This is a genomic window from Ensifer canadensis, assembly GCF_017488845.2.
In the GTDB taxonomy this organism is placed as follows: Bacteria; Pseudomonadota; Alphaproteobacteria; order Rhizobiales; family Rhizobiaceae; genus Ensifer; species Ensifer canadensis.
In genome coordinates this window covers 47,760-64,285 of sequence record NZ_CP083374.1, presented here as the reverse complement: position 1 = coordinate 64,285, position 16,526 = coordinate 47,760, and the positions used below count along the sequence as shown (strand labels likewise).

At 60.0% G+C, this 16,526-nt stretch carries 13 protein-coding genes; 9 read left to right on the top strand and 4 right to left on the bottom strand.

Annotated elements, in window-relative coordinates; translation table 11 throughout:
• Window positions 1-185: 185 nt before the first annotated feature.
• The gene (locus J3R84_RS33775; protein WP_057217267.1) at window positions 186-1,586 is read right to left on the bottom strand and encodes an HlyD family type I secretion periplasmic adaptor subunit; all 1,401 of its coding nucleotides are present in this window, start codon (window positions 1,584-1,586) and stop codon (window positions 186-188) included.
• Entirely contained in the window at window positions 1,583-3,364 is a 1,782-nt protein-coding gene (locus tag J3R84_RS33770; RefSeq protein WP_057217265.1) for a type I secretion system permease/ATPase, read from the bottom strand. Before J3R84_RS33770 ends, J3R84_RS33775 begins: the two co-directional genes overlap by 4 nt.
• Window positions 3,365-3,556: 192 nt before the next feature.
• Between J3R84_RS33770 and J3R84_RS33765 the strand changes: the two genes are divergently transcribed.
• From J3R84_RS33765 to J3R84_RS33730, 8 genes are all read left to right on the top strand, one after another.
• On the top strand, window positions 3,557-4,129 hold the full coding sequence (locus tag J3R84_RS33765) for a MarR family transcriptional regulator (protein WP_057217263.1): 573 nt from the start codon (window positions 3,557-3,559) through the stop codon (window positions 4,127-4,129).
• A gap of 48 nt (window positions 4,130-4,177) precedes the next feature.
• On the top strand, window positions 4,178-5,407 hold the full coding sequence (locus J3R84_RS33760; RefSeq protein WP_057221336.1) for a glycosyltransferase family 4 protein: 1,230 nt from the start codon (window positions 4,178-4,180) through the stop codon (window positions 5,405-5,407).
• Window positions 5,408-5,625: 218 nt separating this feature from the next.
• Window positions 5,626-7,083, top strand: coding sequence for a DUF6212 domain-containing protein (locus J3R84_RS33755; protein ID WP_203529673.1), 1,458 nt, complete (start codon window positions 5,626-5,628; stop codon window positions 7,081-7,083).
• Window positions 7,073-9,748, top strand: coding sequence for a glycosyltransferase (locus tag J3R84_RS33750; RefSeq protein ID WP_203529662.1), 2,676 nt, complete (start codon window positions 7,073-7,075; stop codon window positions 9,746-9,748). The genes J3R84_RS33755 and J3R84_RS33750 overlap by 11 nt, the downstream gene beginning before the upstream one ends.
• 36 nt (window positions 9,749-9,784) lie before the next feature.
• Entirely contained in the window at window positions 9,785-10,963 is a 1,179-nt protein-coding gene (locus tag J3R84_RS33745; RefSeq protein ID WP_057217255.1) for a polysaccharide pyruvyl transferase family protein, read from the top strand.
• 42 nt (window positions 10,964-11,005) lie between these two features.
• The gene (locus J3R84_RS33740) at window positions 11,006-12,178 is read left to right on the top strand and encodes a polysaccharide pyruvyl transferase family protein (RefSeq protein ID WP_203529660.1); all 1,173 of its coding nucleotides are present in this window, start codon (window positions 11,006-11,008) and stop codon (window positions 12,176-12,178) included.
• On the top strand, window positions 12,153-13,292 hold the full coding sequence (locus J3R84_RS33735; protein ID WP_203529659.1) for a glycoside hydrolase family 26 protein: 1,140 nt from the start codon (window positions 12,153-12,155) through the stop codon (window positions 13,290-13,292). Before J3R84_RS33740 ends, J3R84_RS33735 begins: the two co-directional genes overlap by 26 nt.
• A gap of 72 nt (window positions 13,293-13,364) precedes the next feature.
• The gene (locus tag J3R84_RS33730) at window positions 13,365-13,595 is read left to right on the top strand and encodes a hypothetical protein (RefSeq protein WP_203529657.1); all 231 of its coding nucleotides are present in this window, start codon (window positions 13,365-13,367) and stop codon (window positions 13,593-13,595) included.
• A gap of 28 nt (window positions 13,596-13,623) precedes the next feature.
• On the opposite strand, the gene J3R84_RS33725 is transcribed toward J3R84_RS33730, so the two are convergent.
• Both J3R84_RS33725 and yghU read right to left on the bottom strand, forming a co-directional pair.
• Window positions 13,624-14,001 (bottom strand): hypothetical protein, encoded by a 378-nt coding sequence (locus tag J3R84_RS33725; protein ID WP_203529655.1) that lies wholly within the window; start codon window positions 13,999-14,001, stop codon window positions 13,624-13,626.
• A 10-nt stretch (window positions 14,002-14,011) separates the two neighbouring features.
• On the bottom strand, window positions 14,012-14,926 hold the full coding sequence (yghU, locus tag J3R84_RS33720) for a glutathione-dependent disulfide-bond oxidoreductase (protein WP_203529653.1): 915 nt from the start codon (window positions 14,924-14,926) through the stop codon (window positions 14,012-14,014).
• Between the two features lie 409 nt (window positions 14,927-15,335).
• On the opposite strand from yghU, the gene J3R84_RS33715 reads away from it, so the two are divergent.
• Window positions 15,336-16,445, top strand: a complete 1,110-nt coding sequence (locus J3R84_RS33715) for an extracellular solute-binding protein (RefSeq protein WP_057208311.1) — start codon at window positions 15,336-15,338, stop codon at window positions 16,443-16,445.
• Window positions 16,446-16,526: the final 81 nt, after the last annotated feature.

Here is a 16,526-nt window from a genome sequence, read left to right as displayed (position 1 = left end):
AATATATTTCAACATCGATTCCAGATTAAATCATGAAATCTTCGCGACATTATTGCCAAGTTTCGTGGGAAATCAATACAGAAATTAAACTATGCATAGTTTTCCGCGATTTAGTGGGTAGTTTAGTAGCAAACTAGTTCAATATTTGTAGTAATTTACTACGTATCCCGCTTGCCGGCGCCGGATCAATCTTCCCTGAAGGCGCGATTGAAGCTTTCTGTCAGAGGAGACACCAGGTAGTCGATGGCGCGGCGTGCCTTGTGCACGATCAGCACCTCGGCAGGCGCCCCCGGATACAGGCGAACATCGGGATCGGCAGCAAGAGACGCCGCATCGATCTTGGCGCGAGCGGTGAAATAGGAGGCACCCGACTTCTCATCGACCGTCTGGTCCGCGGCAATGTAGGTCACCGCGCCATTGAAGGGCATGCGCGAGCGCTGATTGTAGGCGGTCAGACGGATCTGCGTCGGAGAGCCCACCGATATGCTGTCGATGTCACGAGGGTTGACGCGCATCTCGACGACCAACGGCTCGTCTTCGGGTACGATTTCCATCAGGGGCTGGCCAGGCGTGACAGCACTTCCGGGGGTACGCAGCCAGATGTTGCTGACCACGCCTGCCTGGGGCGAGCGGATTTCCATGCGCCGCAAGACATCCTTTGCCGCAACGATCTGTTCTTCGACATCCGTCAGGTCGATGCGCGCCGTGGTTATCTCACCCGCGATGGTCGATTGAAACTCGCTTTCGATGCCGATCAACGCGAGTTGGGCGCCAGCCCTTGCCTTTTCTGCCTGCGCCTTGTCTCCGGCCAGTTCGCCGCGCGCTCTGGCGAGCTCACTCAGGCGCGTATCGACCTCGATGAGCTTCGCGCGCTGCACGAAGCCCTTCTCGACCAGCGTGGCGATTGCGGTGCGCTGTTCGGTGATGAGGGCGATCTGCCGGTCGGTCGCTTCGAGCTGGATGAGCAGCGATTTTGTCTGTTCGCCATATTCCTCGATCGTTTTCGTCTGAACGTCGACGCGCCCGGCCTTGGCCTCGTGTCGCTTGTCGAAGAAGACATTCTCCGCCTTGATCGCTTCGTCGACGGCGATCTCGCCGGCTTCGCCGAAATTTTTTGGGAAGGCGATTGCGGCGGCGCCGTCCTGTTCCGCCTTGAGCCTGGCGAGCCTGGCAATGAGGCCGATGCGACGGCTGGTGAGGGCATTCAAGTTGGAGCGTGCCCGCGTGTCTTCCAAGAGGATGAGCGGCTGACCCACGGCCACCTGTTCGCCCTCCTGAACCAGAAGGCGCCCCATGACACCTCCTTCGAAATGGCTGATCGTCTTGCGCTTGGAGTCGACGATCACGCTGCCGTTGGCAACGGTCGCGCTGCTGAGTTCCGTCGACACCGCCCATGTGAAGAAGCCACCGAAGGATACGATGATGGTCGCAAGCCCCGCCACCATCAGGCGGCGAAGCGCGCGTTCGGAATGCGCCTCATCGATATCGGCCAGGGTCGGTGCCGCCTGAGGGGCGATTTTTGCCAGCGGTCTGACAACGGGCTCTGAAGGCTGCGGACGAAGCGGAAGCATCTGTTTGTCGGTCATGCGGAAGCAACCTCGCGCCGAGTTTCGCCGGGCCCAGGCACGGTCGTCAGGATATCCGTTCGCGGCCCAAACTGGCTGATACGACCATTTTCGAGGACAAGAAGCTTGTCGGCGACCTGCATGATCGATGGCCGGTGGGCGATCATGATGACGATGGCACCCTGGTCGCGCATGCGCTGGATCGCACGCACCAGCGCGCGCTCGCCAAGCGAATCGAGGTTGGCATTGGGTTCATCGAGAACGACTAGGCGCGGGCGATTGTAGAGGCAGCGCGCCAGCGCGATGCGCTGCCTTTGTCCACCGGAAAGCGTCAGGTGACCATCGCCGACGGGCGTGTCATAGCCGAGCGGCAGGCGGCCGATCATCTCGTGCACTTCTGCAAGCCGCGCGGCCTCGATGACCTTGTAGGGGTCCCCATCTTCCATTCTGGCAATGTTTTCCCGGATCGTGCCCTCCAGCAGCGATACCGATTGCGGGAGGTATCCGACCGATTCCCCAAAGGACCCGCGCTCCCAAAGATAAGTATTGTGGCCATCGAGAAAGACCCCACCCGAGGTCGGCTTCAAGATGCCGACCAGCAGCCGGGCCAGCGTCGATTTTCCGGCGGCCGACGGGCCGACCACGCCCAGCACTTCGCCGGGGGAAAGCGAGAAGGAAATGCCCTTGATGATCGGAACCTCGACGCCGGGGACGGCGTAAACGAGTTTATCCACAATCATGTCGCCCACGTCGCCGACCGAATGGGGCGTCGGTGTCGTCTGGCGGATTGCCAGATCTTCGCCGATCGCCGCCTCGAGCCGGCGCCAGCCGGCAATGGCAAGCACCCATTGGCGCCAGTTTTCAATGATCGTGTCGAAGGGGATGAGCAGACGGCCGACAAGGATGCTCGAAGCCATCATCGGGCCGGGGGTGATGGCCTGGTCGAGAACCAGCAGGGCGCCGGCGGCGAGCGTGATCACTTGGATCGAATAGCGCAGGCTGCGCGTCAGCGACGCCATCGCCCTGCTCCTGGTTCCTCCGGCCTCAAGAGCGCCCAAAGCGTGGATTTGCAGGCCACGCCAGCGCCTTGCGAGCGCCGGCAACATACCCATCGCCTCGATCGCTTCGGCGTGCCTAAGGGAGCCGGCGATCTTCGAGACCGCTTCGACATTCGCCTGGTTGGCCTCTTTGGTGAGCTGGCGCGTCATCAAATCGTTGACCAGTCCGCAGCACACGAGCAACACCACGGACACGACGCCGATCAGGCCGAAAAGCGGATGCAGCAGGAACAGCGCCCCTAGAAAGATCGGGGACCAAGCGGCGTCGAGCGGCGCGACCACAGCCGATGAAGTGAGGAAGCTGCGAAGTTCCGACAGGTCGCGGAGGGATTGGGCGGCGCGAGTAAGCCCCTGGTTCACCGATGCCTGCACCGCCGATGCCAGAACCGGAGCATTCAGTCTTCGCACGATGGCGCTGCCCATCGCTTGGAAAGCAAGGGCTCGGATAAGATCTAGGACCCCATAGACGACCAATGCGCTGATCGCGAGCAGCGTCAGCATGGTGAGCGTATCAAAGCTCTGGCTGTTGAGAACCCTGTCATGAATCTGCAACATGAACAGCGGTATCGTGAGCTGAAGCAGGCTTATGCAGACACTGAGCAATGCGGCGTAAAGTGATACGGAAAGAAACACACGCTTGGCTTGCAATATTAGCAATCTTGGATTGATAATTTCATCCTGGCGCAGAACCCCTAAAATTTGAGCGTTGCTTATCGTCTCGTTCCGAACAGTATCACGCATGGGCAGTAGCCTGAGGTTGACGTTAAAGCCATCCGTGGAGGACGTCTGGCTTTAAAATAGGGTGAAGCGTAGTATTGCTTCGCTATGTGTGGCACAAAAGCAAGAGGTAATGCAAGTTCAAGGTAGAGGGGAGGGGATGTTGTAGTCTGATTTACTTCAAGATTTGAAGTAAATTTCGAAATGGAGAGTTGGATGAATGAAAGAGTACTCTATCCGTCCACGGGGATCAAAGATGTGTCGTTGCTCCAGCAGGAGGAGCAGACGTCGAAGGCGGTAGGAGCCCACGATCAAGCCGAAGCCGCGAACGATTGCCGACAGCTGACCTATTTCGAGCTTGCGCGCCTGATGGAGAGGGTGAGCAGGCGGTTTTCCGGTTTGGTGCGCGCCGAGCTGACCAAGCTGCGTGTCGACGACATCGGTCCGGCTCAGGCCATGGTCTTGCTGGCAATCGGAGATGCCGAGCTGTCGGTGGCCGAGCTGCTCGATCGCGGGCACTATGTCGGCTCGAACGTGTCGTACTATCTGAAGCAACTTGCAGATGGCGACTATATCGATCGGGTTGCCTCCCAGCGCGACAAGCGTTCGGCGCGCATCAAGCTTACGGAAAAGGGCCGGCTGCTGAGGGCGAACTTGCGCGACGCGGCGATGGCCTACGAGCGGGCGCTCAATCGCGGCCATCAGGATCGCCAGAACCTGGAGACCGCCTTTCAGACCCTGCATCAACTCGAACTCGTCTGGGGCAGCGCGTCACGTTACGACATGTGACCGGGCAGAACCCAATGTGGACGTCATTCAGGTAGCGGATTAGATAGCATGCATGTGGCATTTGTTCATCGGCGCGGCTTCGGCCAGTTCGCCGCGTTGGCGGCTGACCTGGTGCGGTCCGGCAACAGCGTCAGCCTGATCACCGAAACCGTGGATCAGAAGATTCCGTCCGTGCGCGTCATTCGGCACCGGGCCGAGCCCGGGCCGCGCATGTCCGCGGCCATCGCTCGGCACATGGCGGTGCCGGATCACCATGCCCGGATCGGACATCGCGTTGCCGAAACGCTCGATGCGATGACGCGACAGGACATGACGCCGGACATCGTCGTCGGCCACATCGGCTGGGGCAGCATGATGTTCGTCAAGGATGCCCTTCCTCGCGTTCCGGCCCTTGGCTACTGCGAGTTTTTCTATCGGTCGCAGGGGGCCGATATCGGCTTTGCGCCCGACGATCAACCCGACCTCGAAGAGCGCAAGAGATTGCGACTGCGCAACGTCGCGCAATTGCTGTCACTGGAAGCCATGGATGGCGGCATCAGCCCCACCGAATGGCAAAAGAGCCTTTATCCCGCCGATACGCGCGAGCGCATTGCCGTTTGCCACGAAGGTATCGATACCGCGCTGTTCCGCCCCAACGCTTCGGCGTCGGTGCGGCTTCCGGACGGTCGCGTGCTGAAGGCCAATGATCCGCCGGTGGTCACCTTTGTCGCCCGCGATCTTGAGCCCTATCGTGGTTTTCCCCAGGCACTGCAGGCCGCCGCACAGGTCGTGAAGAAGCGCCCTGACACGGTTTTCGTCTTCGTCGGAGGTGACGGAACCAGCTACGGGCCGCCGCCTCCTGGCGGTGGTTCATGGAAATCGCACCTGCTCGCCTCGCTTGACGTGTCGCCTGACAACATCATCTTTCCAGGCGTTGTCCCGCACCACATCCTTCGCCAGCTTTTTCAGGTCTCCGCTGCGCATGTCTACATGACCTATCCGTTCGTGCTTTCCTGGTCCGTGCTCGAGGCCATGGCATGCGGCGCCTTGGTTATCGGATCCGACACGCCTCCGGTTCGCGAAGTCATTCGCTCGGGTCACAACGGTATCCTTGTGCCGTTCTTCGACGCCGACGCGCTCAGTGAAGCAATCCTCGGCGCCGTCAGCAATCCGCAGGCGTCCGTCGGCATGCGGGCGGCAGCGCGAAGGACTGTCGAGCGGCGCTTCCGGCTCGAGGATTGCCTGCTGCGTCAGCGAGACCTCATGACAACGATGACGGGGCGTCCCGCAGCAATGTGACAGTAGCATTTCAATATACTTCAAATATTGAAGTATTTGTTATGTTTATTGTTGGGCGTGCTATGTATTTTGCCGTTGTGCACTGCGAAATTCACTGCTACGTAATCAGCGTGATGAATGGCGATCGACAGTATAGCTGTCGTCGGTTCAGAAACTCCATCGATATGCGTTATCGTTTCTTCTGAGGGCGTTACGTGCAAGAAGTAAGACACTCCGCCATGGGGCCTCGGCTCGGTTTGAAAAAGCTGCTTCTGGCATCGGATCGCGATCGGGCGATCTTGCAGGGCAGCAATGTTGCCCATCTGGTGGACTATGTGGAAGCCGACGGTGGTTCCTTCGACACGTTGAAGGATACGTTTCCGATCGCCGCGGTCGCCTTTTCCGACAAGGCAGAGGTGGACCTGAAGAAGGGGCTGGCGCGACTGTCTGCCTTGCGAACGCTCCCGGAGCTGGCGGTCCTGCGTCTTGACCCGGTCAATGTGGCGGAGAGCTCGGCGCTCCTGCGTGCGCTTGCCGAAGACGGAGTAGGCCGGCTCGCCCGATATTCGGCTTCGATCACGTCGGAACTCGCCATGCTGAGGCGTGAGCGCGAAGAACTGTTCGAAAACTATCGCCTTCTGGAAGACGCCTTCCATGCGCGAAACTGGGAGCCGGTTGCCGAAGTCTTTGCCCATGATCCCTTTGCCGATCCGAAGGACGAGGGTGTAGGGCAGCTGTTGAGCAGCGCGTTCATCGAGCAGCTCCTGCCCGTCTCGAGCCTCGGGGTCGCCGGCTTCGCGCTTCACCTGCACTCATTGCCGAAGGGCAGTGGAGAGCTCATCGTCACTTTGAACTACCTGGAAAGTGGCGAAGGCGTGGCGGAATGGAATGTTCCCTATGTCGGCCTGGTTTCCGGCTGGAACTTCTTTTCTCTGCCGCGTGCGTGCGGCGGCGCGGCAAGGACACTTCGCCTGCGCGTATCTGCAAGCGGCTCCGACGCGCTTGGCCTTTCGCTCGGGCACCACATCGCCAGCGAGCGCTACTCGGCGCGATCGGAACATCCGCATCCTGACCTTGACCTGCGCCCGCTTGCGTTCCGGGTGTTTACGGGGCTGCCCGGGGTCAAGCCCGCCAGCACCGCGAACATGATCGCTCCCACCAGTTTGCTGGAAGGACAATTTACCGTCGATTACAGGCTGGGGATCGAGAAGCTCAGCCAGATCACTGACGTTTCGGTGACCCAGATCGTCCCGGATTTCCAGACGATCCGGTTCCTCGAACACGAACATGCGATCGTCTGCCACCCGCTGCCGACCGGTATCTCAGCCGGGGCGATCAACCGCGCCATCGAGCCTGGCACCGTCTCGTTGTCGGCAAGCGCCATTATCGATCATCCCAAGGGCGCGCCGGCAGCCGTCAGTTTTCTCTTGAGCCCCGCCAGTTCGAACGCGCGCGCGGAAGTCGCCGAGCTCGCACGCAAGGGTTCGGTGAAACCTTCGACCCTGTTCAGCGGCTGGCGCGAAGTCGGTGGCCAGCAATCCATCAGCATCAGCATGCAGATGGACGAAGCGATCCGCGTTCCAATGGATCTGATCATCCTCAGCCGGGCCGTGGATGAGACCGTCGATTTTTGCTGGCTCAAGTTGTCGAGCTTCCGACTGGTAAAGCAGTCGACGGAGGCCCTGAATGCCAGGTAATCCAGAGGCCGATCTCATCGCCATCGCGATGCCGCTTTACGGTCATGCGGCGCTTGTCCTGGAAGCCATCGAATCCGCTCTTGCGTCCGATCTGAACACCTCCAGGCTTGCGATCGTGGTTTCGGTCGATGGCGACCCGTGCCACGAAACGTTCGACCAGCTGTTGCTCTATGCTGCGGTCCATCCGTTCATTCACGTGATATTCGGCCGCAACGCGGGGCCGGGTGGTGCCCGCAACCGCGCCATCGACTTCATTCTCGAGCATCTGCCCGAGGCGCGGGCGGTGTATTTCCTCGATGCCGACAATCGCGTCCTGCCTCGCACCATCGAGACCCTCTATGAAAAGCTCGGCAGCAGTGCTTGTGGCTGGGTCTATACCAACATCGATACGTTCTCGGTATCCTGGCGCGCGCATTACGGCAATCAGTATTCGCGGCTGGCGCATTGCATCACGGACAACATTTGCGACACGGGGTCGCTGATTTCCATCGACGTTTTCCGCGCCGGCGTGCGCTTCAGCGACGACCGGCAGAACGGATTTGAAGACTGGGAATTCTGGTTGTCCTGCATCGAGAACGGCTTCGTCGGGGTGCCATGCCACGACACGGTCTTTGAGTATCGGTTGCGCGCCGAAAGCCGTTTCAAGGAAGCCAACCGGGAACGCGCTACTTCGGTCAGTTACCTCAGAAAACGCCACAAGGCTCTGTATCGCCGGCCGATGCTCGTCGATTTCGAGCATGAGGAAGCGCCGCGCTATCTCTTCGCCCGCACCGAAAATGCGTCGATCTCGCTGTTTACCGATCCGACCAAGGCACCAACCGTGCTTCGGCTGGACGATATCATCCCGGCGTTCTGGGCAAATGTCGGCGAACCCGACAATGCACACTTCCCGCCCTTTCTCGTGGCGGGCAGTGGTTCGGCTTTCGATCTCTTATTGCGCTCGCGCATGCTTCCAAACATTCTCGCCCACCTGGAGCGGTTGAGCGAAAATACCAACGCGTTGTTCGTGCAGCTTGCAAATGACGGCGTGAAGCGCGGGATCGAGGCAGTTGCGCTACCGGCAGGTTCGCAGAATGTCGGGCCGGCGGATCTTGTTTTCCTTCCGACGCCGCTGGTCAGAGACGTGATCCAGAACAACGCGCTGGAGTGGTTCGCATCGATCGGCAACCAGCAGGTCTGGCCGACGGTGACGCTGCTGAAAGTTCGCTTTCCATTCCCCAAGAGCCTGTCGCGCCGCTCGCTGATCACCCCGCAGCAGATGATGATCAATTGCATCAATGCCATCGCTTCCAGCCCCTTGCGCCATACGGCGGGCAAACGGTGGACGTGGCGGCCGTCGCGGCTGGTGCCCTATGGCGAGCTATACAAGGAGCTGCGAAGGGAAGTCGGTGGTTCGCCGATCCTGCCGCTCGGTCACAGCTCCGGCAAGCGCACCGCGGCTCTGCTGGTGCCGAATGCCTCTTTCGGGGGAGCCGAAAAGGTCATTTATGCTGTCGCGCGCGAGCTGAAGCGAACCGGTTTCGAAACACATCTGTTCGTGCTCGGCAGCGCCAAGATGGATGTCATCGACGAATTCGATGCGAGCTTTGATCACATTCACTTCTGGGATGCCGGCGTTCCTGCATGGGGCGGGTCGGGCTCATTCCTCGGACAGGATTTCATCGCTGACGGGCATGGCGTCGATTGGCAGGCGTTGAAGGGCCAGCTGTCTGGTTTCGATCTGGTGATCAACAACCATGTCATGGCCGTCCATCCCCTCATCGCCCGGCTGCGTTCCGAGGGAACGCGCACGGCATGCTATCTTCACGTCGTCGACAACACTGCGTTCAAGCGCCCGGCGGGCCAGCCTTTTGCCGCGATAGCCCACGAACATTGCTACGACGCGTTCCTGACCTGCTCCGAGCAGTTGAAGACCTACCTGCACAGTTTTGGCGTGCCGCACGCAAAGGTCTTTGCCGTCTCCAACAGCGCGGGCTTTACGGTGCCACCGAAAGTCCAGGCAGACGTGATCGCCGCCCGACGGCAGCCGCGCGACGATGCGCGCTTGCATGTACTCTACATGGGGCGGCTTGATCGGCAGAAGGGGATCGACAGGCTGGCAGCGACGCTGTCCGAGCTTCGCGCGAGGAATGTTCCATTCGAGGCGCGTGCCGTCGGCGGCGAGATTCTTGCCGACTCGAGCGTCTCATGGACGGAACGATTGAAGGATCTCTCCGTCGACGTCCGTCCACCGGCCTTCGCCAGCAAGGAACTCATCAAGGCACTGTCCTGGGCGGATGTGCTCGTCATGCCGTCCCGTTGGGAAGGCGCGCCGCTTGCCATCGCCGAGGCGCAGCAGCTCGGATGCGTTCCGATTGCCACGGCGGTTGGCGCCGTCGACGAACTCATCATCGACGGCGAAGATGGCGTGCTGATCCATGCGGCGGCCGATCCCGAAGTCGTCAGGTCGATGGCACAGGCCATCGAGGCGGTTGCCCGCAACCCAGACCAACTTGCTCCGCTGATCGAAGGCTGCATCAAGACTGCATCCCGTCGTTCGTGGACATCCTCGTTTTCGCAGTTTCTCGCGTGGTGCGACACCTGGGTCGATAACTCGTCCCAGTCAAGAACGGCCGTCTTTCCAGCGGATCCAGCGGTAGACGCCGGCATCCGGGCGGCCAGTTGAGCCCACGCCGGTATTTCAAGCAGAAAGGTCGATTGCATGCCTGCAAGGATTCTTGTGACCGGTATTCCCGGTCACTACACCCGCCTCGTCAATGGCGCCCACGGTTTGTCCGTCTCCTATGCGGAGCGTCAAAAACAGCCGGAGACGAAAGAGGAGTTTCTGCAGGAGTTGCGCAATATCAGCAACACCGGCAACTATCTCATTGGCGAAGGTGCCCTGCGCGCGCTTTCACCCCACGCCAAGCACGTGCCGTTCTGGCATCTCTATAATTGCGCCAAGAATGGCGTCGGCCTCGACGAATTCAATTCGAATTTCGATATCTGCGTCTTCACCTGCGCCAATCTGCTGCGCAAGGGGCTTTCGGCCGACGCGGAAGCCGATGTGCTCGAGCAGCTCAAGATGCCGATCGTCATGCTCGGCATCGGTCAGCAGAACCGCAAGGACCTGGAGAACAACCTGCCAGAGGGCACGAAGCGGCTGCTGGCCATTCTCAAGGAGCGTGAGCACTTCTTCCTGACGCGCGGCTTCGAGACGGAAGGTTTCCTGAAAGATCAAGGCTTTAACTTCGTGCGGCCGACCGGTTGCCCGTCCGTCTATTTCATGCCCGACAACATGCGGAAATCGCTCAGAAAGCTGCCTGAGGTCGATGTCGGCAAGGCGCGCACCATTTTCTCCGGTTACCTTGGCGGCAATCAGGATACGGTCCTGGATGCCAAGGCTCTGCCTGGCGGCGACAGCGTCCCGCAATACGTGGTCCAGGACGAGTTTCTGCACTTCGACATGAGCGTCGAGCCCAATGGGGAGGGGCGCGTCTACGACACGGCGTCGGGCACGATGGTGGGCAACCTCGCCTATCCCGGCGCCGACAGGCTCGGCAAGCCATTCCAGGTGCGCACCTTCTTCGACACCAACCAGTGGCGAGCCTGGGCTTCGTCGATGGACTTCAATCTGGGTCGCCGTTTCCACGGCTCGATCATCGCCATGCAGGCGGCCGTGCCGAGCCTGATGGTCGCGGTGGACGACCGCATGCGCGAAATGCTCGGCTACACCGGATTGCCTGCAGTCGACATCAACGAGATCGACAGCGCCGAGAACCGCAGCGAATTCGTCGCCGACCATCTGGGGAAGCTCAATGCTTCGGAGCTCGTCGACAGATATTCCGATCGCGAGCGCACATTCCGTTCGACTTTGCGGGAAATCGGCATCGGTCACTAGCAGAACTCGGCATCCTCCCAAGCGCTCGTTCAAAGGACAGTTATGCGTATCTTACTTACAGGGATCCCCTCGTATCTGCAGCGCACGATCGGCTCAGTTGCCGGCATGACGGTGCACCACCGCCCGTATTTCGACGAGGTGACGGCGAAGAAGGACTTCCTCTCCCAGGTCAGGAGAATCGCCAATACCGGCAATTATCTGATCGGCGAGGGTGCTGCACAAAGCCTGCGGGGGCACGATGTCACCTATGTGCCCTTCTGGCACCTGGTCAACAATCGCACCTCGGACGATGTCTACGAGCAGGCAAATCGCGAATTCGATATCTGCGTCTTCGCTTCCGCCAACCTGTTGCGGCCCGGATATTCCGCCGATCTCGAAGCCGAGGTTTTCGCCAAGCTGAAGATGCCTGTGGTGGTGATGGGCATCGGCATCCAGCGCAAGGAAGGTCTCAAGGAGTTGCTGCCGGCAGGCACGCTCAAGTTCCTGGACGTGCTCAGGAACAGGGAAAGCTTCTTCCTGACACGCGGCTATTTTACCGCGGAGTTCCTGAGAGAGCAGGGGATGAAATTCGTCAAGCCGACGGGCTGCCCCTCGCTCTATTTCGCCCCGAACGAAATGGTCCGATCGCTGACGGCACTTGCCAACCCGGCCTTGGCGGACGCGCAGAAGATCGCCTTCGGTGGTTACCTCGGCAGCGTCGCCGACACGATCGTCGACGCGCATGCACTGCTTGGGCCGAAGTCCGTTGCCAGCTATGTGGTCCAGGACGAGGTCATCGCCTACAATCTCGATCTGCCGGGTGATGATACGACCCCGGTTTACGATCGCGCCAGTGGACGCATTACCGGGGCGACGCAGTACAAGCACAAGGAGAAGTGGCAGCGCGAACACGAGCTGATCACCTTCTTCGACACCAACCAATGGCGAGGCTGGACGACGACCAGAGACATGTGTTTCGGCCGTCGGTTCCATGGCTGCATCATCGGCATGCAGGCTGGCGTTCCGGCGCTGATGATCGCGGTCGACGACCGCATGCGCGAAATGCTCGAGTTCATCGGCTTCCCCTATATCGAGGCGGCAACCTGGAATCGCGAGGCCGACAAGCGGACCTATCTTTCGAACTTCCTTTCCAAGATCGACGCTGAGGCGGCCGTCGACCGTTATCGCGCCTGTGAGACCAACTTCAGAAATGTGCTCGGCCAGATTGGGATCTGAGCGCGTGGCATGGAAGGTTGCAGCGCGCACGGTCCTTCTTTGCGCGCTGCTTTCGCTTTTTGTCTTCGAAACCAGGTCGGCGATCGCACGGGATCAAAACCCGGCGGCGATCGTCGGGATCAATAGGGTCAATCTCGCTTGGCAGACACCCGACGAGCAGGGAAAAATCCTTGGTGACATCGCCGCGAGCGGTGCAACCCACGTGCGGCTATCCCTGTCAGCCCCGGTAGACAAGAGCATCGACGCGGTCGAGATCGCTCATGGCCTCGGGTTGAAGATCCTGCTGGAGATTCAGCTCGCGAATCCCGACTACTATGCGGATGAGGTTCGTGCTCGAACCGGCTTCGGTCGTATCTGGGACATTCGCCGCCTCTCTGACCTCGATCCGGCGAAGTACCGCGAAAGCCTCAAGGCGGCATTGCGCAGATTGGACGATGCAGGCGTTACGCTCGTGGCCGTCGAGCCCGGTAACGAGATCAATTACAGCGCCTACAATGGCGATCTCGTCGTTTATCGAAAACCCGGTGCCGTCACACCGCGCCGTGTCTCCGACATCCGCAACAGGCAGGCCTTCGAGCGAGGACTGGCAACCTATGTGGAGGTTGCCAGGATTACCCGGCAGGAGCTGAAGGCGACGATCCATAGCCGCGACGCGGTGGTCGTTTCGGCCGGTTTGTCCGACATGAGCGCCGGGGAGGCGGATCAAAGGGGCATGGAGCGCCTGGACCCGGAAGAAGTGGTCACCCTACTGAAATCGCGTGGGCTCGACGAGTATGTCGATGCCTATGGCATTCACGTCTATCCGGGACGCAAGGCAGGGCCGAAGCTTGCCGGCTATATCCGCGAACTCCTTCGTTTCTGTGGGGCAGGGGAGACGGGCAAGCCCTGCTGGATCACCGAATGGGGCGTGGCGAACTCCGCCCGTTCCTGCCCGCTCGACGACCAGAAGCGCACCAAGGCGGTGGCGGCGATACGATCGGTTTTTAGCGACCTCATATCGTCAGCGCGATTGGAAGCCGCGTTCTATTATGACTGGGATACCAACGCTGGCTACGGTGTCTGGCGATGTGGCCATCTCAGTTCTGCCGGTGTCAAGGCAATCGCTCCGAACTAGCTGACGGTCATCAATCGGGAAAGCTTCCGCGCGGGAGGGGGGCGGGTGGCGCGCATTTTTGCAGCAGTTCGAGTGCAGCACGTCATTTGGCTGGAAAAGCTTGTCCGCATCAAAGACCGGCTTGCCCTGCAGCAGGGTCGCCTCGACTTTCGTCTCGCCAATCTCGTTGATCGGGATATCGAAGATATCGCGCTCCAGAACCGCGCCGGGGCACTATCGCGTCTGGGTTCGGAGAGTTTGCATCCGCCCTACGGTTGGCTCAGGTCGCCGTTGATCCCCGTATCTGTTGGTGCGGGCCGCTAACAGGCGCACTGGTCGCGGCCCGTCACCTTCATACCTCGAACACGTCCTCGAACGATTCCGGGAAGCTCTGGCGAGCGACCTTTTCGTTGATGACGAGCATGGCTTCATAGGACACCGGGTCGAAGTCCTTGTCCACAGCCAAGACCTCGCGGCCGAACAGGAGGTTCAGCCGGGCGGCGTCAAGATTGCCACGTTCGAACGGTTCCGCGCCGAAATGATGCCAAAGGGCGTGGAGGAAGGCCGCGTCGATGCGGTGCGCTCCCGAGCCCGGTCGGGCATGGCGGGGCAACGCCTTGATCGGCGTTGCCCCCTTTGGATTGGCGCGACGGATCACGAACTGGATGCCTGTACCCGGCATGGCGTAGGGAAATCCCCGGTGTTTCGTCATATCAGGCAGCTTGGCCATTCCACTCTCCTTACGCGGTCTCTTTCTGGGCGATCTTATCCTGCGTCTTCGTGTCGAAGTCGGAGGCATCGTGGCGTTCGTGCAATTGTTCCGACGGATCACCGCTCAGGCGGTTGACCATGCGGCCGCGCTTGACTGCCGGACGCGCCGCGATTTCGGCCGTCCAGCGCTGGACGTGCTTGTAGCTCCCTACATCGAGAAAGGTGCCGGCGTCGCCATAGGTCTGGTGAAGGGCCAGGCCGCCATACCAGGGCCAGATGGCCATGTCGGCGATAGTGTATTCGGACCCGGCCATGAACCGATTGCCTTCGAGATGGCGGTCGAGCACGTCGAGCTGACGCTTCACTTCCATGGCGTAGCGGTCGATGGCGTATTTGATGTGCATCGGCGCATAGGCATAGAAATGGCCGAAGCCGCCCCCGAGAAAGGGCGCGGAGCCCATCTGCCAGAACAGCCAGTTGAACGTTTCCGTGCGGGCGCGAAGCTCGGTCGGCAGGAAGGCGCTAAACTTTTCCGCGAGATAGAGCAGGATGGAAGCAGATTCGAAGACGCGAACCGGCGCTCCGCCACCTTTCGGCGCGTGGTCGATCATCGCCGGGATCTTGGAATTCGGATTGGCCTCGACGAAGCCGGAACCGAACTGGTCGCCATCGCCGATGCGGATTGGCCAGGCGTCGTATTCCGCCTCCGGATGGCCGGCAGCCAGAAGCTCTTCCAGCATGATCGTGACCTTCACGCCATTGGGTGTGGCGAGCGAATAGAGCTGCAGCGGATGCTTGCCGACGGGCAACGCCTTGTCATGGGTCGGGCCGGCAATCGGGCGGTTTATGCTGGCAAACGCGCCGCCATTGCCCGCTTCCCAGGTCCAGACCTTAGGAAGTGCATAGCCGGCGGGGAAATTATCGGCGGGGGATTTCTCGGTCATGAAAATTCAACCTTGTCTTCTCGGAAACACGTCACTCTGCCGGGTTTGGCATCTCTCGATATAGGAAAGCAATCACTGTTAATCACGACTTTGAGCGACGAAACCAGAGAGAACGTGCTGAGCGGTTTCCGTCAACCGGACCTGTGCGTTTTTTCTCGGGTTCGATTCCACCCATCACAGTCGATGATCCCAGTAATTTTCCTGCAAAGCTCGCTTGACATTCGTCCATTATACAGGTCAATTCCTGTTTAGCGGACGCAAAGTTCGGTATACCGGACAAGGGCGGGGAGGCCTTTTCTACAGATCGCGCTGAGGCACCATGTTGCCTGCGGACAAATGCGCCCAGTTGGTGCGTGAACATTCCAAAATATCTGCTCTCACAAGTCAAAACTAAAAAAGGGGGACTTAAATGAGTGAAATTGTATCCATCAATCGTAGAACTGCGCTGAAACTGCTTGGTGCGGGAGGGGCTGTTCTTGCGGCGCCATACATTATTCGTCCGCGCCCGGCCTGGGCCGACAATGGTGTCCTCAACATCACCACCTATGACAAGTTCCTGCCGCAGGAATTCATCGACAAGTTCCAGAAAGACACCGGTATCGAGGTTCGCATCCGTCTGACCGACGACCAGGGCAAACAGTACAACCTGCTTACCGCCGAGGGTGCTAATCCGTCGACCGATATCGTCACCGTTGCCGGCCACCGCTATTCGCAGTTCATCAGCTCAAAGCTGCTGCAGCCGCTCGACACCGGCAAGATTGCCAACTGGAAGAACCTCAATCCCGCCTATCAGGACGCGCCCTGGGCGCGTGTCGACGGCAATCTGTGGGGTCTGCCAATCCTGGCCGGCTACGAGGGTCTCGCCCGCAACGTCGACTATGTGAAGGAGGCGCCGAGCTGGGAGATCATGTTCGATCCGCAGTTCAAGGGCCAAACCTCCTACATCGTCAGCGATTTCATGACCATCGTCATGCAATATCTCGGCCATGACGGCGACTTCGTCAGCTATGCCGGTAAAGCGGACGTCGCCCAGAAGGCGACCAACGAGGCGCGCGACTTCCTGATCAAGAACAAGGACATGGTTCGCAAGTACTATGATGCCGGGTCTGAAGTGCAGCAGATGTTCATCAACGAGGACATCTATCTGGCCCATTCGTGGTCTGGCCCGGCCGCCAAACTGATCATCGACGGTCATCCGATCCAGCTGTCAGTGCCGAAGGAAGGCACGTTCGGCTTCTGCTACACACTCAATGTCGTCAACAACGCGCCGAACGCAGAGAACGCGTACAAGCTGCTCGACGCCATCCTGGCGAGCCCGGAAGTCGGCGCTGCAATGACCCGCCAGTCGGGCTACAGCTCGACCATGAACGGCGTCGGCGATCTGCTCAACGAACGCGAAAAGCTCGCCTCGACGCTTCCGCAGGAAGAAGTCGAGCGCATCATCTTCTTCTCGTCGGTCAACCGCGACATGAAGAACGAAATGATCGACCGTGCGACCACCGAGGTCAAGGCGGCCTGATCAGGCGACGCTTCGCATAGCTTGCACCTGTCCCGGGGCGCTTCGGCGATCTCCGGGCCGGTGGCCGGCCTGCTGGCCCCT